Below are 24,393 nucleotides of genomic sequence, written 5' to 3'. Positions count from 1 at the left end.
TTACGATGATAGGTCTTATATTTTATTTTGCAGGCTTTACCTTATTTTATCCATGATAACAAAAACTCTCAGTGAACTCACTGAGAGTTTTTGCTTCCTTCAAGTTTATTACAAGCTTTCTTTAAGTTAGAGACCCTATAATAAAACCATCAAAACGAGATAGGTTTTGATAATAAAACGTTTTGGCTAGGTCAAACCATTCCTAAAAAGGAGGAAAAACAATGACAGTAAAAATTAAAGTAATTTATAACCCCAATTTTCAAAAGCATCCTCAAGACTTTAAGGTTTATCAAAACTAATAGTGATGCCCAGGAAGAGGCTAAATTTACCCATATTCTACAGCTTTCATCCCTCAATTTCCAAAAATCCTTTTTTCTTTTTCATAACGTAGAATCCCTCTTCTTAAAATCATAACAAGTCTAGACGGAAGAATGACCAGTTTGGGCGATTAACATAAGTAAGGTAACCGGTTGAGATTTTCTTAACTGGTTTTTCTGTTTTTCGAATCATTGAACAAATCTTATTTGTAAAGTAGTAAAACCTTATCTATAAACTAGTATTTTTTCTTCAGCCATGCAATCCGGGCTAGACTGGCTAGCACAGTACCACAGACCATGGTGACATGTGTCTGTAAGACGATTAGTTCCTAGTGGAAATCTTTGTTTTCCAATTTATCAGTTGCTTCAATGCTAAGTTTCATGTCTTACCCCTCAATATAATCTTTCAATTCTTGGCCTTCTAGTCCTGCACTGAGTGCAATGAGGAGCTTGAGACGAGCTTTTGGAGCATTGAGTTCTTTGACGAACATAACGCCTGCTTCTTGGAGTTTAACACCACCACCTTCATAGGCATAGACTGGCTCGGCGATGCCGTTAAAGCAACGGGAAACGAGTACAACGGGAACTCCCTTGTCCATAAGTGACTTAATTTCTCTTGCAGCTAGTGGTGGGAGATTTCCGGCGCCTAGGGCCTCGATAACCACGCCGTCAATCTTTTCAGGGGCTAGGAGACTGATGATACCATCTCCAATTCCCATTCCAGCATAAGCCTTAATGATCGGCACAGTTCCTGTAATTTGTTTCAAGTCAAAGCGAACACGAGGCTCAGCAGTTTTGAACCAGAGGATATCATGCTTCATGATGATGCCTAGTGGACCATGGGTTGGTGTTTGGAAGGTTGCCACGTTTGTAGTATGGGTCTTAGTCACGTACTTGGCCGCATGGATTTCATCGTTCATAACGACTAGGACACCTTTATCGGCAGCCTTGTCATTGCTTGCGACACGAAGGGCTGAGAGATAGTTGTAGACGCCATCGCTTCCTAGCTCATTTGACGAACGCATGGCACCAGTTATGACGATTGGAATTTCAGGAACGTTCATGGTATCTAGGAAGTAGGCTGTTTCTTCCAGGGTATCTGTTCCGTGGGTGATAACCACCCCGTCATATTGTCCAGCTGTTTCCTTGATTTTTTTATAAATATCAAGCATGTGGTAAGGCGTAATGTGTGGGCTAGGGATGTTAAAGAAGTCTAGAACAGTTAAGGCTAGATTATCTAGATCAAGTCCAACATGGTTCATGGGATTATCAGCATTTTGACTGACCTTGCCATCGTCATCTGCGGACATGGAAATGGTTCCTCCAGTATGAAGGACTAGGATTTTTTTAATCATTTATACTACTCACTATCTTATTTATGGTATAATTTATTTTAGCACAAAAAGTTAGAAGGAGGGGAGCTCTGTGGCCATTAAAGCAGTCTTTTTTGATATTGATGGGACTTTTCTAAATGACCGAAAACGCGTGTCGAGTTCAACCAAAAAAGCCATCAGTCAAATGAAGGAAGATGGTATCTTAGTTGGTTTGGCAACAGGTCGTGGTCCAGGATTTGTCCAGCCTTTCATGGACAATCTGGGTCTGGATTTTGCAGTCACTTATAACGGTCAGTATATTTTGACTCACGACAAGGTCCTTTATCAAAACCAGCTCCCTAAATCAACAGTCTACAACTTGATTCGCTATGCCACCAAGCACCGTAGAGAGATTTCTCTAGGGACTAGTACAGGTCTTGTTGGTTCTAATATCATCAGTATGGGGACGAGTAAGTTTGGGCAAATCGTTAGTCGTATTGTCCCTAAGTCCTGGGCTAAGATGGTGGAGCGTAGTTTCAAGTCTTTGATTCGTCGTTTCAAGCCACAAAGCATTGAAACCCTTAAAACTATCATGCGTGAGCCTATTTATCAGGTAGTTATGGTAGCGACGGTGGGTGAAACACAAGATATTGAAGAAAAATTTCCTCATGTGAAGATTACCCGCTCAAGTCCTTACTCAGCCGATATTATTTCAGCGGATCAATCTAAGTTGAAAGGTATCGCTCATCTAGGTGAGGTTTTTGGTTTCGAACTCAGTGAGGTTATGGCCTTTGGGGATTCGGAAAATGATCTAGAAATGCTGTCTGGCGTCGGCGTTGGTGTTGCCATGGGAAATGGGGAAGATGAACTGAAAGACCAGGCTACCCATGTCACTGATACTAATAACCAGAATGGGATTGCCAAAGCCTTGTCACACTATGGTTTGATTCACTTTGAAACAGAGAATTCATTTACCAGTGATGATGATAATTTCAACAAGGTTAAGGATTTCCACCATTTGATGGATGGCTCAACTATCGATATGCCTCGTGTTTACGGTATTGAGGAAGCTAGTCACCGTTCGGACTTCAAGTTGGAAGAAATTGTCGAATTCCTCTATGCTTCATCAGGTGGGGACAAGCGTGTCTTTGGTCAGGCTGTTCTAGATTTGCATGCTGCTCTTGACAAGGCAGCGCTCAAAGTTAGTTCTAAAGAGCACTCAGAGTCAACTATGGTTGATCAGGTGGATGCATTGACTGACTTGCTTTACTTGACCTATGGCTCATTTGTCCTTATGGGTGTGGATCCTAAGCCTTTCTTTGATACTGTTCATGAGGCTAATATGGGTAAAATTTTCCCAGATGGCAAAGCTCACTTTGATCCTGTGACCCACAAAATTCTTAAACCAAGTGATTGGGAAGAGCGATTTGCACCAGAACCACACATTAAACGTGAGCTAGATCGTCAGATTCAAAAATCTCTACAAAGAAGTAAATAAGAAGTTATAAAGGTTTGGACAGTTTGCTCCGAACCTTTTTCTAATAAAAATGACATTTATTAATGGCTTTATTTGTGATAGAATAAAGTCATTCTATGTATTTTTAAGGAGATTATTATGACTAAAGCAGATTGGTTAGACTTTTTTGAAGCCATCAATGGTCGTTCAGCGACTGAAGAAGAAATTGCAGCAGCACTTGCAGCTGGTGAGTTCCAAGATGACGCCCCAGCAGCAGAAACTGCTCCAGTACAAGAAGCGCCAGTTCAACCAGCTTTCGCTAGTGCCCAAGAAACACCAGCACAACCAATCTTTGCAGGGGCTTAAACCAACTCCAGTCCAAGGAGTGCCAAATCAAGCAGTGCGACCACAAGCTGGTTTTGCGAATGGGCAAGCTGGTCAGCAAGTAGCTTTTGCTAACGGTCAACCTCTTCAACCAGGTCAAAATATCCAATTTATCAATGGCCAAGCTGTAGTTGTTCCAGCCCGACCATCAGCATTTGCAACAACTTTCAAAAATTACTGGACAGGGTTGCTTAATGCATGGCGTCGTCCAGCAGATATGACAGATTATGGTAAACATAATGCTTGGCTTAATTATATCTTCTTGTCATTCTTTACAGGGCTTGCATTCTTTACTATCTTGAGCGCAATAGCACGTAAAGTGGTTAACACTTTAGAGTCAACAGCGAGTGTATTCAGCAGTATCTTTGGATCTTTCGGATCAAATGATTACTCACCATCAGTTTCAAGTCATGCATCTAGTATTGGTTTTGCGGCTTTCTTTGCAAGTATTTTAGCTGCCTTCCTCTTTATCTTTTCCTTCATCTTGGCAGGATTTATAACACGTAAGGCCATCTTTCGTGCCCCTGCAACAACCTTCTTAAATAGCTTCGATCGTTTTGGTCGTTTGACATCATTAGCCTTGCCAGTATTGCTTGTAACTATCTTGTTGGGAGCTATTGGACTTGTTGTCTTCCCAAGCTTTTTGCTTAATATCGTTTGTACTTTGTTTGCAATTGCTAACCTCTTTACAATTGTTCCTGTAACAACAGCATGGAAGGCTGATAAGTTCTATCAAATGATCTTGGCAGAACTCTTGAACGGTTTCGTTTTGTCTATCTTGTTTGCAATCGTATTTACTATCATGTCATCATTTACAATAGGTCTTCTATTCTAAGTAAGCTTATCTAAGTAAGCTTAACGATTTTTGAAAAGGCAAGTGTATAGGAGTCTTTATGGCAACAAAAGAAAAGTGGATTGATTTATTTGAAAAGGCAGTTGGTCGTCCGCCCCATGTCTTAGAAATTGAAGAAGGCCAAAAATCAGATTTTGATTTAAAGGCTATTAAAGGCATTTCCGCAATGGGATTGGATTAGGAAGTTACTTCTCCTGAACTAACAGAAAAAATTGATGAGTATGACGTTGCCGAGGAAGTGGTTGAAGATGTGGCCCTTGATGACGAAGAGGAAACGACTTTATTAGAAACTGAGGAGCTCACGCCGGTGTCTCGCGAAGACCAGACTCACACCGAAGAACATTCATAATCTACTTCTAAAGAAGCACAAGTAATCTGGATGAAGGCCTTCAAAAACTAAGTAGGTCGTCAGCCTCTTCCTGAGGAATTTCTTATAGGTAGGTCTTCAGGTTATGATGTGTCGATCATCTATCAGTTTATCTCATATGGTAAGGCTGCTAAACTGGCCAATCCAGCCATGGCAAAAGGAAAGAAAATCCTGATTATTGCTGGTATTGTTGTGGTAGTCTTAGCGCTTGCTGGTTATGGATTTGGTTTTTATTATTACTCACGTGGTCAAGTAGCAGATCGTTATGAAGCAGCAACTTATGGTAAGTTTGATAGTTATGCCTCAAATCATAACACAACTCCAGATGGTGTTTCTGACATTTTCCTTTAATGGTACTGATGATACCATGTATAAGGATGTAACGGCTGATATCGATAAAAATACTACGGGAGCCAAGAACCGTTCCGCTGATAGTATTACTTTCTCAGATGTTGATGTAACTAAAGTCGTTCAGACTGGTGAAAAGAACTTTAAAGTAACTTTCACGGCAGTCTATGATTTCTATTATGGCTATGATTCGAAGCTCAAGTCATCAGGAGATGTTAAAGACAAAATTTCATGGTCATGTAATGTGGAATATGTTGGTGACGATAGTGACTCTAGTGGTAGCAGTTCTAACTACAGCGACTACCATATCAATGGTAAAGCTATCGAATCACAAAAAGTGAGTCGTGAAGATACTGTGAAATAGTAGTTGTTTTCTCATAGAGCTAGTCATTGTTAAACTGATTACAATTAGGAGGGTAGTCCTCTCTACTAAAAATGAGAGCCTGGTAATTGCCAGGTTCTTTTGTTTGTCTGTTTTTACCTCTTAGGGTCTAAACTTTACCACTTACCTAAAAGGCCTTGTTTAGTTTAAAGCAGCTGTTATAATAGAAGAACCATCAAAAGGACAGAAAAGGAGTATTATGAAAGTTAGCATCGCATTGGACCCTTCTATAGGTGAGTATGAAATCTTGATTCGAGCTCCTCAATTAACAGAAGAAATAGCACAGCTCCAAGAGTCCATTTTAAAGCAAAAGTTGTTGGCTCCTTTAGCCTTTTTATAAAGATCGTAGCGAATATTTTCTGGATTTGGAAACGCTTCTTTTTTTGAAACAGATGGAGAGAGGATTTATGGGCATACCAAGGACGAGGCCTATGAGGTCAAACAGAAGAGCTGCTTACGATTGCCTTTTGTCGGATTTCCAAATCAACCATTGTCAACATAAAGCAGATTTATTCTTTAGAGAACTCTTTTTCGGGGACCAGCACGGTTAATTTCTATCAGATCCACAAGCAGGTTCATGTATCAAGACGCTACTATCCAGTTTTAAAAGAACGACTAAACGAAATGAGGTAACAGAATGAGAAAGAAATTAGTTGGGATCCTCTTGATCCTTTAGGCAGCTTTGGTTATTGTACAAGACTATTTTATACAATGGGAAATTAGTTTTTGGATGTTAGCTTGGGTAGTCTTACTGGCTATTTTGTCCCTTTCTAGTTTTTTGAAACACCACTTTGGTTGGGAATTCATCTATGGTGTTTTGGCTCTCTTTTCACTCAATGGGCAGTTTCACTTTCTTACAGTATCCAATTCTGTCGTTATCCTTTCTTCTATTCTTGCAGTTATTGGCTTGAACATCCTCTTCAATTCTTCTAGTAAAACAAAGAATCGTTTTGGATTGGGTTCTACTGGCTCAGACGCTAACAATGGTGGTAATGATATTGATGTGACTTTTTCAACGGTGACCAGATATCTCAATGACCAACACTTTACTCATAAAAGTGCAGATGTAAGTCTGGGAGAAGCCTCGGTTTATTTTGATAACTGCCGTATTGAAGGGCCCGTCTGCCCAGTTTGATGTGGACGTTTCTCTGGGAAGTCTGAGTCTCTATGTGCCCAGTGATTGGCGGGTACATATTAATGTGGACAACTCGCTCTCGGCTATTCAACACCAGGAAAATCCAAGCAATTTGACTAGCAAGGATTTATACATTAAAGGGGAAGTTTCCTTGGGTAATTTAGAAAGTATTTATGTTGGTGAAAATGTGATTAATTAAGTTAGTGTAGGGAACCTCTGATTAATATAATACCTATTGTTTTATCTCAATCCCTGTGATAAGATAGGCTCAATCTATTTTCAAGAGGTACAAGAGCTCTGGGATTCCTAACGTCATCAAGTCTTTTAAATCAACTAATACTCGAGGGAGTAGGACAAGGGAGAGTTTTTGAAAAGCTGTTCGGTATCACTCTCTTTTTTCCTACTAGAACAGGAATTAATTTTTAAATAAAGTTGTGGTGCTAAATCTTTTGATTTGGTTCTTTTTTTGGCTAGAGGACCAGATATTTTGGGCTTTTCCTGCAGGAGATAAGCTTATGCCTGGACCATAGGCCAGAGGGCTAGAAAGGGATGAGGGAGGAGTCTGATTGTTGGTTAATTCTGTGTTATAATAGCAAGGATTAGTGGTTGTTAGTGCTAAGTGAATGGAAATTCTTGCTTAGTCCGACTTAGTCCGAACGACTGGTGTAGAGACAAGAAAGGGACGTCTTATGAAATTACTTTATACGGATATGTCTCAGGATTTAACAGAAATTCTGACGGAGCAGGCGTCTAGCTATGCTCAAAAGGGAAAGAGGGTTTTTTATATTGCTCCTAGTGCCCTATCCTTTGAAAAGGAGCGAAAGGTTTTAGAATACCTGCCTCAGTCAGCATCTTTTGACATTACGGTGACTCGTTTTACTCAGATGGCTAGGTATTTTATTCTCAATACGAGTAACCCAAAGACTCAGTTGGATGATACAGGTTTGGCCATGATTTTTTATAAAGTGTTGTTGCACATGGGCAATGATGAGCTCAAGGTCTATGGCCGTTTGCGTAAGGATAGCAACTTTATTAATCAATTAGTGGACCTTTATAAAGAGTTGCAGCAGGCCAATATGACAGTATTAGATTTACAGCATTTGGATCAGGTTGAAAAACAAGAGGATTTGGTAAGGATTTTCAGTGCAGCTCAGGACCTCTTGTTGGCAGGAGATTTTGACAATCAATCAAAGCTTAGTGCCTTCTTTAAGGAAATTACCTCAGGACATCTGGATGAGGCCTTGAGTAACACAGTTTTGGTCGTTGATGGTTTTACCCGTTTCTCGGCTGAGGAGGAGGCTCTGGTTGCACTCTTGAACGACAAGTGCCACCAGATTGTAGTGGGGACCTATACTAGTCAAAAAGCTTATAAGGCCAATTTTGTTTATGGCAATGTTTATCAAGCCTCAGTGGATTTCTTGAGGACTTTGGCTCAGACATATAAGGTGATACCCGACTACGTGACGACAGACAAGGAGGGCAATCTTTCTTTTGCGCGTATTAGTCGTCTTTTGGAGAGCCGTCATGACTTTAGTACGGTAGATGAGACGGTAACTGAGCAGGATAAGCATGCCCTGAAGGTTTGGGAAGTGGTCAACCAGAAAGAAGAAGTGGCCCAGGTTGCCAAGAGTATTCGCCAGTTGCTGGCAGATGGCAAGCGTTACAAGGATATTTTGGTCTTGCTTGGTGACGAGGAGAGTTATAAGCTTCACGTGGGGCAGATTTTCCGAAAATTTGATATTCCTTATTATTTCGGTAAGGAAGAAAGCATGTCTAGCCATCCTTTGGTGGAGTTTGTGGATTCGCTAGAGCGTATCAAGCGCTATAACTACCGTGCTGAGGATTTGGTTAACCTTGTAAAATCCGGTCTCTATGGTGGTTTTGCTCAAGAGGAATTAGACCTTTTTGAGTATTATGTCAATTTTGCGGATATCAAGGGGCGTCATAAATTCTTGTCTGATTTTACAGCTAATAGTCGTGATAAGTATAATTTAGACCAGATCAATGCCTTGCGGTCACAATTGATAGAGCCCTTGGACAAGTTTCTTAATAGTCGCAAACAAAAGGGATCTAGTCTACTCAAGAAACTGGTGGTCTTTTTAGAGGCCGTGCAACTGCCAAGTCAGATGGTTGAATTGTCCACCAAGGCCAGTGAAGCTGAAAAAGAACAGAATGAACAGGTTTGGAAGGCTTTCACTCATATCTTGGAGCAGGTTGAGACTATCTTTGAAGACGAATCGCTCTCAGTGGACGACTTTTTGTCTATCTTGCGTTCGGGAATGTTGGCCTGTGATTACCGTACGGTTCCAGCTACTGTGGATGTGGTCAATGTGAAAAAATACGACTTAATACAGCCACATTCGGCTCCGTATGTTTTTGCCTTGGGGATGACCCAGTCACATTTTCCTAAGGTGGGACAAAATAAGAGTCTCCTGTCTGATGAGGAGCGTAGTCGTATCAATGAGGCGACGGATGAGCACAGGAGATTGGATATTGTTACGCAGAGCAATAGTAAGCGAGGTCATTTTGTGGCTATGTCGCTTTTCAATGCTGCTAGTGAACAATTAGTGCTTAGTCAGCCACAAATTATAAATGAAAGTCAAGATGACATGTCGGTTTATTTGAAGGAGATTCTTGACCTTGGTATTCCATTGGTGGAAAAGGGACGCAATCGTTTCGAAGCAAAGGGGGACCAGATTGGGAACTATAGAGACCTTCTGTCGACTGTCATTGCCCTTAACAGTAGTCATTTGGATCTTGACTTGGACAAAGAAACCCAGACTTTCTGGTCGGTTGCTGTACGCTATCTCCGTAAGCGACTTGATAAGGATCAAGTCTTGATTCCAAAGGTGATTGACGATGTGACGACAACCAAGGTGGACGATCAGGTCATGCAGTTGGTCTTTCCGGAGGAAGAACCACTGAAATTATCAGCTACAGCTCTGACGACCTTCTATAACAACCAATATCTTTATTTCTTGCGTTATGTTTTGGAACTTGAGGAGCTAGAGTCTATCCATCCGGATGCTCGACACCACGGGACTTATTTACACCGAGTCTTTGAGCGTGTGATGGGTGATTCGTCGTCAGAAAGCTTCGATGATAAATTGGAAAAGGCCATTGCTCAGACCAATCAGGATCAACCTTTTAAAATTCTCTATACCGAGGACCAAGAGAGTCGTTTCTCTCGTCAGATTTTGGAGGACATTGCGCGTTCAACTGCCAGTGTTCTACGTGACAATGCGGCGGTTAAGGTTGAGCGTGAGGAAGTCAAGTTTGACTTGCTTTTAGCAAATAGCATCAAGATTACTGGGATTATTGACCGAGTGGACCGTTTAACAGATGGTGCTCTGGGTGTTGTTGACTATAAAACAGGTAAAAATGTCTTTGATATTCAGAAATTCTACAATGGCCTCAGTCCGCAATTGGTGACCTATCTGGAGGCTCTCCGTCAAACCTATAAGGTTGATGCTGATCAACTTTTTGGGGCTATGTATCTTCACATGCAGGTCCCACAGCTTAACCTAGCTCAGATTGGTTTGGAAAAGCTAGCGGCTCAGGCTCATAAGGAATTGACTTATAAGGGACTTTTTGTGGCTTCAGAAACGGAGCATTTGACTGGTGGAAACTATGATCTGCAAAAGACTGTCACCTATGACAAGGAGGATTTAGAAACCTTGTTTGACTACAATATTAAGCTCTTTAGGAGTGCTGCTGAAGTTATTCGAAGTGGGAATTTTGCGATCAATCCTTATACTGAGGATGGCAAGTCTGTTCAAGGGGATCAAATCAAGTCTATTACTCACTTCGAGGCCGACCGCCACATGGGACAGGCTCGTAAACTCTTGCGTTTACCCAAAAAGGGCAAGAAGGAAGCCTATTTGGAGTTGATGGCAAAAACTGAGGAAGAGAATCAGATGCAAGTTTCTGAAAATACTATCTCCTTTCCAGTCATTGATCATGCTGTGAGAGTAGACAAAAAAGACCAGGAGGATAACCATGTTGACTAAAGCTTTTTTAAGTCCAGCAGAGATTGAGGAACGTATTGCCCAAGAAGCAGCTTCTGACAAGGATCGCAAGTTAACACCAGAACAGATTGAAGCTATTTACAGTAATGGTACTAATATTTTGGTATCTGCCTCAGCTGGTTCAGGGAAAACCTTTGTCATGGTTGAGCGTATCCTTGATATGATTGGACGTGGCGTTGGTATTGATCAACTCTTTATCTCAACCTTTACGGTAAAAGCTGCAGGTGAGTTAAAGGAGCGTCTGGAAAAGCGGCTGACAAAGCATTTAGGACAGGCAGAGACGGATGAGGAGCGGGCATTTCTTTCAGACCAGATTGCCAAGATTGGGACGGCTGATATTGGAACCATGGACGCCTTTACCCAGAAATTGGTCAATCAGTATGGCTATCTCCTGGGTGTGTCACCTACTTTCCGTATCATGACAGACCTTGCTGAGCAGACGCTTATGAAAAATGAGGTTTATGCTGATCTCTTCAATGATTACATGCAAGGAAAGGATGCCCAACTTTTTCAAAAATTGGTCCGTAATTTCACTGGACATAGCAAAACTAGCAAGGCTTTTCGTGATTTAGTTTACGATATTTACAGCTTTTCTCAGGCTACTGCAGATCCTGAAAAATGGCTACGTCAAAATCTCTTGAAAGGACAGATCGAGGCTAAGCCAGAACAGGCTAAAAATGAGCTTTTAGACGGTCTTAAAGATGGCTTGTTGGCTGATTTCCTAGCTTTCTTAAGAGACCATTTAGGTATAGCTCAGCGTGAATTTGCCAAGGCCAAGTATCTGAATAATGTGTCAGATGCCATTATCCTTCTTGAGGGCTCCTTGATTAATGACCAAACTGATATGGAGGACCTCCTCAAACAACTATTGACTCTGTCAGGAGGTACTGGTTTGACCAATATGACCCGTCCTAAAGACGAGGAACTCAAGGCCTACAAGGAAGCATACAACAAGACCAAAAATGAGTTTGTGGCTCAGTTGCGAGAGGTCGATACTCAGCTCACCATTCTGGAGGTTTTGACCAAGCATAATGATGATATCCTACCTATGTTGGAGCTACTTCAGTCCTTTGTACTTGATTTTTCGGATCAGTATTTACAGGCAAAGATTCAGGAAAATACCTTTGAATTCTCGGATATTGCCCACTTTGCTATCCGTATTTTGGAAGAAAATCCAGAGGTAGCAGTCAGCTACCGTGACCGTTACCATGAAGTTATGGTGGATGAGTATCAGGACAATAGCCATACTCAAGAACGAATGTTGGAACTTCTATCTAACGGCCATAACCGATTCATGGTGGGAGATATCAAGCAGTCCATTTATCGTTTCCGTCAGGCAGACCCTCAGATTTTTAATGGTAAGTTTCAGCTTTTCCTTGAAAATCCTGATGCAGGTAAGCTGATTCTCCTTAAGGAGAACTTTCGTAGTCAATCTGAAGTCCTTGATGCGACAAATGGTGTTTTTAGCCACCTCATGGATCAGGAAATCGGGGACATCCTATATGACAAGACTCATATGTTGGTAGCAGGTAGTCAGAAGCAAAAAGAGCCCCATCCTGAAAATGAAACTGAGGTTCTGATTTATAATAGTGATGAATCTAGTACGAGTGAGGATGAAGAAGGTCCTGATCAAGCTATCAGCAGCGGTGAGATTTCCTTGGTTATCAAAGAAATTATCAAACTTCATGAGCAGGGTGTACGTTTTGAGGACATCACCCTCCTAGCACCGAACCGTAACACCTATCTGGACTTGATGGTAAGTTTCGAGGAACACGGGATTCCCTTGGTTCCTGACGAGTATAAGTCAAGCTACCTAGAGTCACTAGAAGTTATGATTATGTTGGACACCCTTCGTGCTATCAATAATCCTCTTAACGATTATGCTCTCGTTGCTCTCCTTCGTTCACCTATGTTTAACTTCAACGAGGATGACCTGACTCGTATCGCAGTTCAGGCTGACAAAGGCCAATTCTATGATAAGCTTCTTGCAGCTCATACCAAATCAGGCCTTCATCCGGAAGTTGTGATGCAAGGACTTGATGCCAAGTTGACTCTCTTCACAGAGACTCTGGCAGATTGGCGTGACTACAGTAAGTGTCATTTGATTTATGACCTCATTTGGAAGATTTACAACGACCGTTTCTATTATGATTACGTCGGAGGTCTTCCACGAGCTGAGCAACGCCAGGCCAATCTTTATGCCCTTGCCTTGCGTGCTAATGCTTATGAAAAGACAGGATTTAAGGGGCTTTCTCGTTTTATTGGCATGATTGATAAGATTATTGCTAGCGGTAACGACCTAGAGGAAGTGACAGATTTGGTTCCCAAAAATGCCGTTAGCCTCATGACCATTCACAAGTCCAAGGGGCTAGAGTTCAAGTATGTCTTTGTCCTGCAGATGAATCGCAAGTTCATTGGTCACAGCAAGGATGGCCTAAGTGGTAAGTATATTATCAACCGTGAAAAAGGACTTGGCATTAAGTACCTAGCTGACCTTAAAGACCAGATAAACACCAATTTGCCCAAGTTAAATGTTGTTCTAGAGACCTTAACCTTCCAGGAAAATCGTAGGGAAGAGCGCAGGGCAAGTATCTCAGAAGAGATGCGTCTGCTCTATGTTGCAATGACTCGTGCAGAGAAAAAACTCTACCTAGTTGGTAAGGGTAGTAAGGAAAAATTAACCCAGCAATTTGGCACGGATGTCGAAAGTAATCGCCTACCAGTAGCTCTACGTGACCAAATCGCTACTTATCAGGATTGGGTTATGGCTTTGGATACCGCCTTTATGAGAAAGGACCTCAAGTTTACTGTTCGCTTTGTTGAGGCTGAGGAGTTGACGCCAGAGGCTATTGGTCAGGTTGAAGTTCAAGCAGCAGTGGATGCTGATGATCTATCTAACAATCGTCAGACGGAAGATATTAAGCGTGCTCTAACTGTCTTAGAAAGTGTTGAAAAACTCAACCAGCTTTATGCACCAGCGATTGACCTGCCATCTGTGCGTACGCCGAGCCAGCTCAAAGCCTTCTACGAACCTGTTATGGATACCGAAGGGGTGGATATTATGGACAAGAAAGAGGAAGTGCAACTTCTTGAGACTACCACTACCTTTGAGCTTCCAGACTTTGGGCAAAAAACTAAGGTCACTGGAGCTGCAGTTGGTTCAGCCACCCATGAACTCATGCAACGCTTGATTCTTTCTGACAAGGTGACCCTCCAAGATTTGACACAGGCGTTGAGTCGGGTATCGGCAGATGATCAAGTTAAGGCGCGTGTGCAGTTAGAAAAGCTACTAGGCTTCTTTGACACCGAACTTGGGAAGCTCATTCTAGCTAACCGTGGTAAGTTGCGTCGTGAAGCACCATTTGCTATGTTGGCAGAAGATCCCGCTAGTAAAGAAGACTTTGTCGTCCGTGGTATCATCGATGGCTACCTTCTTCTTGAAGACCGTATTGTCCTCTTTGACTATAAGACGGACCGCTTCACTCATCCTAGTGAACTTAAGGAACGTTACAAAGGGCAAATGAGCCTCTATGCTAAAGCACTCAGCCAAGCCTATCAAATAGATAAGATTGATAAATACCTTATTCTCCTAGGTGGAAAAGACTTGGAAGTCGTAGAAGTATAAGTTATCGCAGAACCATTCTTTCATAGTAGGAGAGTGTTTTTTGTATCCCAAACCCCTCAAAAAAGACTGGTGTGAATACACCGGTCTTTTTTGATAGATTTCCATTACTATTGTAAGTTCGTTAAAATATTAGAGGATGGAAATAGTTATGAAAAAAAGTATCTTGTAGGTTGCTTAGGCCTACAAGGGCTATTATAACAAACCAACTTTAGTCTAAATAAGGTGAGAAAGAATTAAAATTATAAATACATAGATTATAAGGTTTCAATTGTCTAAACCTGTAATAATCAGTAGAGTAATTCTCTTCAAAATGACTTTTTACCCCAATTTCCCAACAGATAAAATACCGCCAAGAGTTAAGTACTAACGGTATTTCGTTATTTCGATAGTAATTTCAGCCAAGAAAAGGCAAGATCCAATTAACCCAGGCCCAGGAAATAGGCATAACCAGAATCATGGCTGGAATCATATCTGCTGTTGGGAATTGACGCAGTTTCATAATACGAAAACCGGTCGCAATCATGAGGAAGCCCCCGCAAGCCTTAAAGTCTCCAATCATGGCTTTTGTTGTTAGAGGGAGAATGAAACCAGCACTCACAAAGAGGAGGAAGAAAACGATAAATTGTGGAATGGCAATCATGGAGACGATGTAGCCTAGGCTACAAGAGAAAATCATGGCTGTAAAGAAATCTAGGATAGATTTAGAAATTAAAATAGAAGCATCGCCTTTCATCCCAGACTCAAGACTCCCGTAAATTCCTGTCCCACTCGCACAAAAAAGGACGATAACTGTCAAGAGTTGCGCATAAAATTCATCGTGAGCTAACCCTGTTTGCTTGCTTGGTGTAATCTTGGACAAGCCTTTTTCCATAAGCCCAGCTCCCTTGTTGATGAGGTTTCCAAACTTTAGGGCCAGCCCAATGATGGTACCGATAACTACCGCAAAGATAACCGCAGGCATATTAACCATATTCATAATAGCGCTAATCCCCATTACCATAGAGGCTAGACCAAAGATAAGGTTAAGATTTTCCTTGAAATCGTCTCTGAGATAGTCCCCGAAGAGCCCTCCAGCGATTCCTCCTAAGATAATAGATAGCGAGTTGATGATAATTCCAGTTGGCATCAGTGATTTTCCTCCTAATTATTCTAAATACTATAAGTTTAGCATTATCAAAGACCGAATGCAAAATTGTCTCGTTTTTACAAACGTTTTATTGAAATTGTACCTTTGAAATGATACAATAAATGAGAAGGTAAGGAAATAGCCTTATCTAAATCTATTGCCAGTGTTCTTAGAGTATTGTTCATAAAAAACAAGGTAATAACTCTAAATTACAATCTAATATAAAGTGTAAAATGAGGCTATTGTTAAATAGATTCTCAAGAAAGGATAAAAGATGATTCGTTTTGAACACGTAACGAAACGTTATGAAGATAAGGATGCTCTCTCAGATCTTAACCTCGAGATTCGAGATGGGGAGATTTTTGGTCTGATTGGTCACAATGGGGCTGGTAAGACCACGACTATTTCCATTTTGACGTCTATCATTGAAGCTAGCTACGGTGAAGTTTACGTCGATGATATGGCCCTCAGCCAACATCGTGATGCTATCAAGAAAAAAATCGCTTATGTGCCAGATTCACCAGACTTATTCTTAAATTTAACTGCTAATGACTATTGGTACTTTTTGACACGTATCTATGATTTGGAAGCTAGTCAGGTTGAGGAACGTTTGACTAATCTTATGGCTACCTTTGACTTGACGGAAAGTCGCTATAACCTCATTTCTTCCTTCTCTCACGGTATGCGTCAGAAGGTTGTCGTTATCGGTGCTCTACTGGTTAATCCGCAGATTTGGGTTTTGGATGAGCCTTTGACTGGTCTGGATCCACAGGCATCTTATGATTTGAAAGAAGCCATGCGTAACCATGCTAAGGAGGGTAATAGTGTGCTCTTTTCAACCCACGTTCTAAGTGTAGCTGAGCAGCTCTGTGATCGTATTGCTATTTTGAAGAAAGGAAAACTCATCTTCCAAGGGTCTCTAGCTGAGCTTAAGTCTCAGTACCCTGACAAGGATTTGGAAACCATTTATCTGGAAATGGCTGGACGTAAGATCGAGGAGGTGTAGTCATGAACTGGAACCATGTTTGGGAGCTTTTTAAAATTAATCTCCTCTATGCAAATCCTCAAGCGGTAACTAACCTACAGAAACGTCAGGAGAAAAAGAAAAAGGTTAATTTCTCCATCGTTAATGCCATGCTTAGACAACAACTCTTGATTTTAATTATTTTTACGGTTGTATATAGCTATCTTTTTGTAGGTGTCGATTATAAGGCCAATCCTGGAGTCTTAACCCTATATCTCTTGACATTCTCAGTCATGGGGCTTCTTCAGACCTTTACGGCTCTTTATAGTACCTTTTACGATAGTAAGGATAGCAAGGCTTATCTGCCTCTTCCCTTAAAGCCATCAGAAGTCTTTTTGGCCAAGACCTTGTCAGGTTCTATGGTTGGGATGACCTTCATGGTGCCTATCCTTAGTCTTCTCATTCTAGCTTACTGGCAATTTATTGGCCCACTGGGGATAGTCGTGGGGCTGCTATCCTTTATCGTTTCTCTCTTTATCAATCTCGTTTTTTCAGTGATTCTGTCTAATAGTATTGGAACGCTGATTGTTCGCAGTTCTCGTCAAAAGCTCTATTCGACTATTTTGATGACCCTGTCAACCCTATTGATTATGTTCCCTATCATGATGGTTGGTTTTCTTAATGGTTATATTAAGGGTGCTGGACATATTGATTTTCCTTTGTTGCCTTATCTAAGAGGTTACTATGATGTGGTAGCTGCTCCTCTATCTCCGGAGGCCTTACTAAATTTTTATCTTCCTCTTATCTTAGTGCTTATCTTGGGCTTTTGGTTTTATAAAGTCAGAATGCCTCGTTATTTCCACGAAGCCATTTATAACAAAAAGGCTAGAAAGACTCAGGTAAAAGTTGTTACTCGAAGTCAAAGACAGGTCTTGGTTCGCCATCATTTATCTACTTTGGGAAACTCAACCCTCATTATCAATACCTATGTGGTACCAGTATTATATATGATCATGCTGGGTGGAGGTGCGTTCTTTTTGAAAGATTTAGGTCCAGACTATTTCGGGCTCATGCTTTTAGTCGGAATTGCCTTTGGTTTCTTTTCAGCGCAACCAACAAGTTTTCTTGGGGTGGCAACTTCCTTAGAGGGAACAAACTTTGACTTTATCCGTAGCCTGCCAATCAATACGGGCGACTATCTTCGTCAAAAGTTTTGGATTTTCTATGGCTTGCAAGTCGGTGTATCCCTCTTACTAGGAGGACTTGGTTTAATATTCCTTGCACATCTCCATCCTATTTTGGTGGCAAGTTTCGCTCTTGGTTTTCTCGTAACAACCTATCTTGTAGGTGGCTATTTCTTTGAACGTGACCTTAAATTGTTAGAAGTGAATTGGCAAGAAGTCACCCAGCTCTTCAATCGGGGCGGCGGACAGTGGCTTTATATGGGGATTTTTATCCTTACCATTTTTATTGCAGCTTTGCTGGGTGGTCTTGTCTTCTTTGCAAGTAAGTTCTGGATTGCCCTAGTTGTTAATGTTATAGCAACTGGACTTCTAGTTTTAATTGCTCTAATCATTTATCTTTTTGTTGATCGTAGACGTTGGAAACGCATTAGAACTATGTTTTTTACCTAGGTCAAATTGTTTAAAGAGTCTCTCTGATTGGAGGGATTCTTTTTTGATGGATAATACTGGATACTGTCAATAATTATGTGTAAACCTATGCATTATATATGTTAAAATACAAGAATTTAGTATATAATCATAAACATGAAACGAAATTTTGACTCAGTAAAACGCCTAGTTATCAAAATCGGGACCAGCTCCTTGGTTTTGCCATCAGGGAAAATTAATCTTGAAAAAATCGATCAGCTAGCTTTTGTGATTTCTAGCTTACACAATAAAGGGATTGAGGTTGTCCTCGTATCCTCTGGTGCTATGGGATTTGGTCTTAATGTTCTAGATCTTGAGAAGCGTCCAGCAGAGGTAGGTAAGCAACAGGCTGTCTCAAGTGTAGGGCAGGTGGCCATGATGAGCCTTTATTCTCAAGTCTTTTCACATTACCAAACCAAGGTATCTCAGCTTCTTTTGACCCGTGATGTGGTCGAGTACCCCGAGAGTTTGGCCAATGCCATCAATGCCTTCGAAAGCCTCTTTGAGCTTGGAGTAGTTCCAATTGTTAATGAAAATGATGCTGTCAGTGTAGATGAAATGGATCATGCAACTAAGTTTGGGGACAATGACCGCTTGTCAGCTATCGTAGCTAAGGTTGTTGGTGCGGACTTACTTATCATGTTGTCAGATATTGATGGGCTCTTTGATAAGAACCCAAATGTCTATGAGGATGCAACCCTTCGTAGCTATGTACCAGAGATTACCGAGGAAATTCTAGCCTCAGCTGGTGGTGCTGGTAGTAAATTTGGTACGGGTGGTATGATGAGTAAAATTAAGTCAGCTCAGATGGTTTTTGAAAATCAAAGCCAAATGGTTTTAATGAATGGTGAAAATCCACGTGACATTCTTCGTGTCCTAGAAGGAGCCAAAATCGGTACACTTTTTAAACAGGAGGACTAATATGACATACGTTGATACATTGGGCCAGCAGGCCAAAGTGGCGAGTCGTCAGATTGCTAAATTGTCAACAGCAGCTAAAAACGACCTTTTAAATCAGGTAGCTAAAGCTCTAGTAGCTGAGAGTGACTATATTATCACTGAAAATGCTAAGGATATGGCCAATGCCAGCGAAAATGGCATTTCAAAGATTATGCAAGACCGCTTGCTCTTAACGGAAGACCGTATCGCAGGGATTGCTGAAGGTGTTCGTCAAGTCGCAGATCTCCAAGATCCCATCGGCCAAGTAGTTCGTGGTTATACAAATCTAGATGGTCTTAAAATTGTTCAAAAGCGTGTTCCCATGGGTGTTATCGCTATGATTTTTGAGAGCCGTCCTAATGTTTCAATCGATGCTTTTAGCCTTGCCTTTAAGACTAATAATGCCATTATTCTTCGTGGAGGACGTGATGCTATCAATTCCAATAAGGCTTTGGTTACGGTAGCTCGTAAAGCTTTGAAAAATGCAGGAATTACAGCAGATGCCGTTCAGTTTGTTGAAGATACCTCTCATGAGGTAGCCGAGGAACTCATGGTGGCGACCAAATATGTTGACTTGCTCATCCCTCGTGGCGGAGCCCGTCTCATCCAAACTGTGAAAGAAAAAGCCAAGGTTCCAGTCATCGAAACGGGTGTTGGTAACTGTCATATTTATGTGGATAAATATGCTAACTTAGATATGGCGACACAGATTGTCATCAATGCCAAGACCCAACGACCAAGTGTGTGTAATGCTGCAGAATCTCTCGTTGTTCATGCTGATATTGTAGAAGAATTCTTGCCTAACTTGGAAAAAGCTATTTCAAAAATTCAGTCTGTTGAGTTCCGCGCGGATGAAAGGGCTTTGAAACTTATGGAAAAAGCTGTACCCGCTTCACCAGAGGATTTTGCGACAGAGTTTCTTGACTACATTATGTCTGTTAAAGTAGTAGACAGCCTTGATGAGGCGATTAATTGGATTAATACTTACACGACATCACATTCAGAAGCTATCGTGACTCAGGACATCAGTCGTGCTGAGCAATTCCAAGACGATGTTGACGCTGCAGCTGTCTATGTCAATGCCTCGACTCGTTTCACAGACGGTTTCGTCTTTGGACTGGGTGCTGAAATCGGAATCTCAACCCAAAAAATGCACGCCCGTGGACCAATGGGACTTGAGGCCCTAACTTCAACCAAGTTCTATATTAATGGTCAAGGTCAAATTAGAGAATAACCCATCATGCTCCATGAGGGGCTTTTTTGGTCAGTTTGCTAGAGTAAGACGCTTCTGATATATTGGGGGCATCAAAAATGAGGAGCTTTGGTGATGTTTAAAGACCAATAAAAAGCTTCGTGTATACAAAGCTAAAAAATGAGGTGATTTCATACGTCAGGTTATACTTGGCGTTTTTTATTATATTTTAAATTCAGTAATAAAATTCTAGATTAGAAGAGTATTGTTTTCCTGAAAAAATGAAAATATATTAAAAATAATCTATTAAATTTTTCAAAAAATACCCAAAAAAGTCTTGACAAATTTTCGGAGGGATAATTAGTGGGAGTTTTAATGTTTAAAAGTCAAGAGGAGTTTAGGATGAATTCTAAGAAAATCATTTCATCAGTTTCTTTGGCGACAGCTGTCCTTGCGACAGGTATCATTAGTCAAGAAGCACATGCTGATAGTGTTGATAATACTACTACGACAACAGCCAGTCAGGCACAGCCCCAGTTAGTTACCGCAGAACAATTTGCATCCGCAAAAGCAACATTTGAAAATAATCAAGAAGCTCAAGCACAAGCTCAGTCAGCGGCTGATAGTAAAAAGCAGACCTTTGGAGTCTGCTTTTTGGATACCTAAATTTTATCGAAAATAGTAATATTATTTTGATAATAATTTTTGTATTCAATTATAATTGCTAGTCTATTTTATGGTGTTAATTGTGTCAATTTCATCCCAATTTTATGGCTTTTAGTCTATTTTCATGAAAGTTTCATTTTTTTAAATATTGATATAAAGGGATTTGTAAGTATTGAGTATTTGTAGTTTTCAATAGAGAAATTCTCTAAAAAATATTGGATGGGCTATGTCGATTTCACGGGACGTTCAAGCTGCTCAGATTATTGGTTTGCCTATTTGGTCAATGTTCTGATTACATGGTGCCCATATATAGTGGTAGCAGTTGTTGGAATAATTTCTTCTTCAATTGGTTCAAGTGCTCTGGCAATCATTTCACTCATCCTTGGACTTATCATGTGGGTCTATACAATTGGTGAGTTCTTACCAGGTCTTGCTGTAATAGTTGGTAGTTTGCATGATACTGGATATACATGGCCTTATATTTTTACTATTTTTATTCCGTTTGTAGGTTGGATTATTTTACTTGTTTTGTTATGTAAGCCAACTAAAGTTGAGTCCCCATTTAACAACTCTTAGCGGTCAATCTCGTATGGAATATTGTTCTCGGTATTATGATATTTACTTCGAAACCAGGTACGAAATACCATCAAGATGCTTTAGGAAATGAATTGCTCGATTAATGGATTTTGAATAATGTGTAGGTAATCAAACCAATTTTTGAATTCTTTTAAAGTCGGTTTCTCTAATCCCCTAATCTTTATGTCAATATTGCACATTTTAATACCTCTGATATAATTTTATCTAAGACTAATTGATACTAAAATTATATTTAAGAAATGTGAATACTCTATGAAACTACTTCGTCATTTAAAAGTAAAACGTTACCTTATTTTGGCTTTTACCCTACCGGCTATCCTTTTGGCTTTGGCAATCGTATTTTTGCAACCCACGCACAATCGTGCTAAGGTACAAGTCAAGGTAGCTACTAAGTAGTCATCATCAAGCAAAACCAAGTTTTCGTCCAAGTCATCTAGCTCTAGTTCATCGTCATCTTCAACAAGCTCAAGTGAATCTTCGTCCTCAAGCTCCTCGGTATAACTATGAGCCACCAACAACTGATACCGACTCAAATAGTGATACCCCAAGCTATACAGACCCTGCCTACGGCTCAGATATTAGCTCTACTGCAACCGAATAGAGAGAAAGATTATCATGAAAAAGAAAATATTGTTATTAGTAACTGGCTTATCTAGCCTAGCCCTTTTGGTAGCCTGTTCAAATCAGTCTAATCATTTATCACAAACAAATTCTGCCTCATCAGTAGAGCAGTCCCAATCAGACGGGAGCGAAAGCGAAAACTCAAGTTCAAGTGAAGAGAAGAAAGTAGATACCTCTGCTTATGAAGACATTATCAGCAAGTATCAAACAGCTGTAGCTGACAATCAAACTGACGCTTCAATTAATCCTTTGGTGGTGACCTATGCTCGTTCTCAAACGAATCCGGCGTCCACTGTCTATGCTTATTATGATATGGATGGTAATGGGTTGACGAGTTGGTGTTTGCTTTTAAACCTGGAAATGTCTTTAAAGACTATATGATTACGGATATCTACGCTATTTCTAAGGATGATGGTCAGGTGATTCGTCTGACTGATGGTTTGCAATTGGGAATGTTAGGTGAGCGTATGACCTTGGCTTACCTCAAGGATAAGACGTTTAGCTACTATGGTAGTGTCGGTGTCACGGCAGGCGGTGGTTCAGGTTACCACTTTAATAATGACGGTCCCTCCTCTTGTCAAAAACGACAGTGATTCAGGTGCTGAAAAAGCAGATCTTTCTAGTTGGGATTGGGAGGATTTGAGTAGTGATGAAAGTAATAGTAGTTCTAAAACATCATTGGAAGATAAAACAAGCTCAAGCTCACTTAAGGCTGATGAACTGAAAAATGGTAACTATAAGTCAGCTGTAGGCACATGGAAGTCCTCAAATGGAATGACCATCAAAATTACTTCGGATGGACAATTGGAACTTTGGGGGAATGCTTATCCAATTGATAAGGTTTCACAAAGTCAATATGTGTCTGGGATATATAGTTTAACTTATATTGATTCCATTCCGACAGGTAACACACCCCAATTGAGCTTTGTCCTAAAGGGGTTAGCGATGGAAGTGATGCTGGAGATAACAGTAAGGACCGAATTTTAGCGACTAATGGGATGCCTTCAGAGAAAAGTTATTATTACAGAGTAGACTAATTTTTGAGTACTAATATATCAATCATAAAGCCAGGCCTAGGGTCTAGCTTTTTTGACTTCCTAACAACTTTCAAGTCGAGACAATTTCTCTGTTCTTATGCTATAATAAAAATTATGACTAATGAATTTCACCATGTAACTGTTCTTTTGCACGAAACTGTTGATATGCTTGATATCAAGCCTGATGGCATCTATGTAGATGCGACTTTGGGTGGCGCAGGACATTCGTCTTATCTTTTGTCACAATTGTCTGAAAAGGGACATTTGTATTGCTTTGATCAAGACCAGAAGGCTATTGATAATGCTCAAGTGCGTCTCAAGGACTATATTGATAAGGGCATGGTGACCTTCATTAAAGATAATTTCCGTAATCTCAAGTCCAACCTTGAAGCTTTGGGTGTGTCTGAAATCGATGGTATTCTCTATGACTTAGGCGTGTCTAGCCCGCAGTTGGATGAGCGTGAGCGTGGTTTCTCCTACAAACAGGATGCCAAGCTGGATATGCGCATGAATGAGGAGGCAAGTCTGACCGCATATGATGTGGTCAATACCTATCCTTACAATGATTTAGTACGTATTTTCTTCAAATACGGTGAGGACAAGTTCTCTAAACAAATTGCACGTAAGATTGAGCAAGTACGTCAGGTAAAACCTATCGAGACGACGACGGAACTGGCAGAAATTATTAAATCAGCTAAGCCTGCTAAGGAATTAAAGAAGAAGGGCCATCCAGCCAAACAAATTTTCCAAGCCATCCGAATCGAGGTCAACGATGAGCTTGGTGCTGCGGATGAGTCTATTCAGGAGGCTTTGGATCTCCTAGCTGTGGATGGTCGTATTTCGGTGATTACCTTCCATTCTTTGGAGGACCGGTTGACTAAGCAGCTTTTTAAGGAAGCTAGCACGGTAGATGTGCCTAAAGGCTTGCCCTTTATTCCCGAAGACTTACAACCTAAGGTAGCTCTGGTTAATCGCAAGCCTATCCTACCTAGTCAGGAAGAATTAGAAGCCAATAACCGCTCGCACTCTGCTAAGTTGCGTGTGGCTAAAAAAATCAGGAAGTAACTATGGAAAATAAGGAACGTCAGATTGTTAATAGGGCTATTAGAAACCATATTCGTTTTATGACACGTATGGAAAAGGCCTTCTATTCGGCAATTGTTTTGACAGCTATTGTAATGAGTATCTCAGTCGTCTATTTGCAAGGACGTAATCAAGCCATCAAGAATCAAATCACAGACCTTAATCGCAAGATTAGTGACGAAAAGACAGAGCTTAACAATGCTAAGCAGGCAGTAAATGAGTTAACTAACTCTGATCGTATCAAAGAGATTGCCACTAAGGCAGGCCTGTCTATTAATAACGATAGTATTAAGAGTGTGAAATAGCAA

The 24,393-nt window shown here is 40.7% G+C and carries 20 protein-coding genes and 3 pseudogenes; 20 read left to right on the top strand and 3 right to left on the bottom strand.

Translation table 11 applies throughout. From position 1 onward, the window contains the following. Positions 1-703: 703 nt before the first annotated feature. Positions 704-1,669, bottom strand: coding sequence for an asparaginase (locus tag E3C75_RS00280; RefSeq protein WP_084830918.1), 966 nt, complete (start codon positions 1,667-1,669; stop codon positions 704-706). A gap of 73 nt (positions 1,670-1,742) precedes the next feature. Here E3C75_RS00280 and E3C75_RS00275 point away from each other — a divergent pair, with 73 nt between their 5' ends. The 9 genes and pseudogenes from E3C75_RS00275 (at position 1,743) to addA (ending at position 14,208) form a co-directional block, all read left to right on the top strand. After that, complete coding sequence (locus tag E3C75_RS00275) at positions 1,743-3,128, top strand: Cof-type HAD-IIB family hydrolase (RefSeq protein WP_084830774.1); 1,386 nt, start codon at positions 1,743-1,745, stop codon at positions 3,126-3,128. A 117-nt stretch (positions 3,129-3,245) separates the two neighbouring features. Continuing rightward, positions 3,246-4,305 (top strand): annotated as a pseudogene (locus tag E3C75_RS00265) (DUF6574 domain-containing protein). Between the two features lie 58 nt (positions 4,306-4,363). Next, a complete protein-coding gene (locus E3C75_RS11045) occupies positions 4,364-4,504 on the top strand; it encodes a hypothetical protein (protein ID WP_167540730.1) in 141 nt (46 codons plus the stop codon). Between the two features lie 276 nt (positions 4,505-4,780). Next, positions 4,781-5,041: a hypothetical protein gene (locus E3C75_RS11385; protein ID WP_223899633.1), complete on the top strand. Its 261-nt coding sequence runs from the start codon at positions 4,781-4,783 to the stop codon at positions 5,039-5,041. Continuing rightward, positions 5,016-5,402, top strand: coding sequence for a hypothetical protein (locus tag E3C75_RS11380; RefSeq protein WP_223899634.1), 387 nt, complete (start codon positions 5,016-5,018; stop codon positions 5,400-5,402). Before E3C75_RS11385 ends, E3C75_RS11380 begins: the two co-directional genes overlap by 26 nt. Positions 5,403-5,619: 217 nt before the next feature. Continuing rightward, positions 5,620-6,053, top strand: a pseudogene (locus E3C75_RS12075) (LytTR family DNA-binding domain-containing protein). Between the two features lie 49 nt (positions 6,054-6,102). Next, a pseudogene (locus tag E3C75_RS12070) lies at positions 6,103-6,754 on the top strand (hypothetical protein). A gap of 490 nt (positions 6,755-7,244) precedes the next feature. Continuing rightward, the gene (gene rexB / locus E3C75_RS00245; protein WP_133264082.1) at positions 7,245-10,565 is read left to right on the top strand and encodes an ATP-dependent nuclease subunit B; all 3,321 of its coding nucleotides are present in this window, start codon (positions 7,245-7,247) and stop codon (positions 10,563-10,565) included. Further along, positions 10,555-14,208: a helicase-exonuclease AddAB subunit AddA gene (gene addA, locus E3C75_RS00240; protein ID WP_100273131.1), complete on the top strand. Its 3,654-nt coding sequence runs from the start codon at positions 10,555-10,557 to the stop codon at positions 14,206-14,208. Before rexB ends, addA begins: the two co-directional genes overlap by 11 nt. Positions 14,209-14,602: 394 nt before the next feature. Here the strand turns inward: addA and E3C75_RS00235 are convergent, their stop codons facing one another. Next, positions 14,603-15,334: a DUF554 domain-containing protein gene (locus E3C75_RS00235; RefSeq protein WP_111679696.1), complete on the bottom strand. Its 732-nt coding sequence runs from the start codon at positions 15,332-15,334 to the stop codon at positions 14,603-14,605. 274 nt (positions 15,335-15,608) lie between these two features. Here E3C75_RS00235 and E3C75_RS00230 point away from each other — a divergent pair, with 274 nt between their 5' ends. The 6 genes from E3C75_RS00230 (at position 15,609) to E3C75_RS00205 (ending at position 21,323) form a co-directional block, all read left to right on the top strand. Further along, complete coding sequence (locus E3C75_RS00230) at positions 15,609-16,340, top strand: ABC transporter ATP-binding protein (RefSeq protein WP_002891761.1); 732 nt, start codon at positions 15,609-15,611, stop codon at positions 16,338-16,340. 2 nt (positions 16,341-16,342) lie between these two features. Beyond that, the gene (locus E3C75_RS00225) at positions 16,343-17,932 is read left to right on the top strand and encodes an ABC transporter permease (protein ID WP_111679695.1); all 1,590 of its coding nucleotides are present in this window, start codon (positions 16,343-16,345) and stop codon (positions 17,930-17,932) included. Between the two features lie 135 nt (positions 17,933-18,067). Next, on the top strand, positions 18,068-18,871 hold the full coding sequence (gene proB, locus E3C75_RS00220) for a glutamate 5-kinase (RefSeq protein ID WP_100262369.1): 804 nt from the start codon (positions 18,068-18,070) through the stop codon (positions 18,869-18,871). A 1-nt stretch (position 18,872) separates the two neighbouring features. Next, positions 18,873-20,123 carry a glutamate-5-semialdehyde dehydrogenase gene (locus E3C75_RS00215; RefSeq protein WP_014621940.1) on the top strand — a complete coding sequence of 417 codons (1,251 nt, stop codon included), beginning with the start codon at positions 18,873-18,875 and terminating at the stop codon, positions 20,121-20,123. Positions 20,124-20,456: 333 nt separating this feature from the next. Then, positions 20,457-20,747, top strand: a complete 291-nt coding sequence (locus E3C75_RS00210) for a hypothetical protein (RefSeq protein ID WP_014621939.1) — start codon at positions 20,457-20,459, stop codon at positions 20,745-20,747. A gap of 219 nt (positions 20,748-20,966) precedes the next feature. Beyond that, positions 20,967-21,323 carry a DUF805 domain-containing protein gene (locus E3C75_RS00205; protein ID WP_014621938.1) on the top strand — a complete coding sequence of 119 codons (357 nt, stop codon included), beginning with the start codon at positions 20,967-20,969 and terminating at the stop codon, positions 21,321-21,323. A 305-nt stretch (positions 21,324-21,628) separates the two neighbouring features. Here the strand turns inward: E3C75_RS00205 and E3C75_RS00200 are convergent, their stop codons facing one another. Next, complete coding sequence (locus E3C75_RS00200) at positions 21,629-21,892, bottom strand: hypothetical protein (RefSeq protein WP_164926319.1); 264 nt, start codon at positions 21,890-21,892, stop codon at positions 21,629-21,631. Between the two features lie 67 nt (positions 21,893-21,959). Here E3C75_RS00200 and E3C75_RS11360 point away from each other — a divergent pair, with 67 nt between their 5' ends. The 5 genes from E3C75_RS11360 (at position 21,960) to ftsL (ending at position 24,390) form a co-directional block, all read left to right on the top strand. After that, complete coding sequence (locus E3C75_RS11360) at positions 21,960-22,346, top strand: hypothetical protein (RefSeq protein ID WP_014621935.1); 387 nt, start codon at positions 21,960-21,962, stop codon at positions 22,344-22,346. Beyond that, entirely contained in the window at positions 22,343-22,558 is a 216-nt protein-coding gene (locus tag E3C75_RS11355) for a hypothetical protein (protein WP_011681586.1), read from the top strand. The genes E3C75_RS11360 and E3C75_RS11355 overlap by 4 nt, the downstream gene beginning before the upstream one ends. Further along, entirely contained in the window at positions 22,524-22,952 is a 429-nt protein-coding gene (locus E3C75_RS11350; RefSeq protein ID WP_011681585.1) for a hypothetical protein, read from the top strand. The genes E3C75_RS11355 and E3C75_RS11350 overlap by 35 nt, the downstream gene beginning before the upstream one ends. A 164-nt stretch (positions 22,953-23,116) precedes the next feature. After that, positions 23,117-24,067 (top strand): 16S rRNA (cytosine(1402)-N(4))-methyltransferase RsmH, encoded by a 951-nt coding sequence (gene rsmH / locus E3C75_RS00185; protein ID WP_014621931.1) that lies wholly within the window; start codon positions 23,117-23,119, stop codon positions 24,065-24,067. A 2-nt stretch (positions 24,068-24,069) separates the two neighbouring features. Further along, a complete protein-coding gene (gene ftsL, locus E3C75_RS00180; RefSeq protein WP_002948801.1) occupies positions 24,070-24,390 on the top strand; it encodes a cell division protein FtsL in 321 nt (106 codons plus the stop codon). Positions 24,391-24,393 lie beyond the last annotated feature (3 nt).

The sequence above is a fragment of the Streptococcus thermophilus genome (assembly GCF_010120595.1).
GTDB classification, from domain to species: domain Bacteria; phylum Bacillota; class Bacilli; order Lactobacillales; family Streptococcaceae; genus Streptococcus; species Streptococcus thermophilus.
The sequence above is the reverse complement of the archived record's forward strand: the minus strand, read 5'-3'. Positions and strand labels throughout refer to the sequence as shown.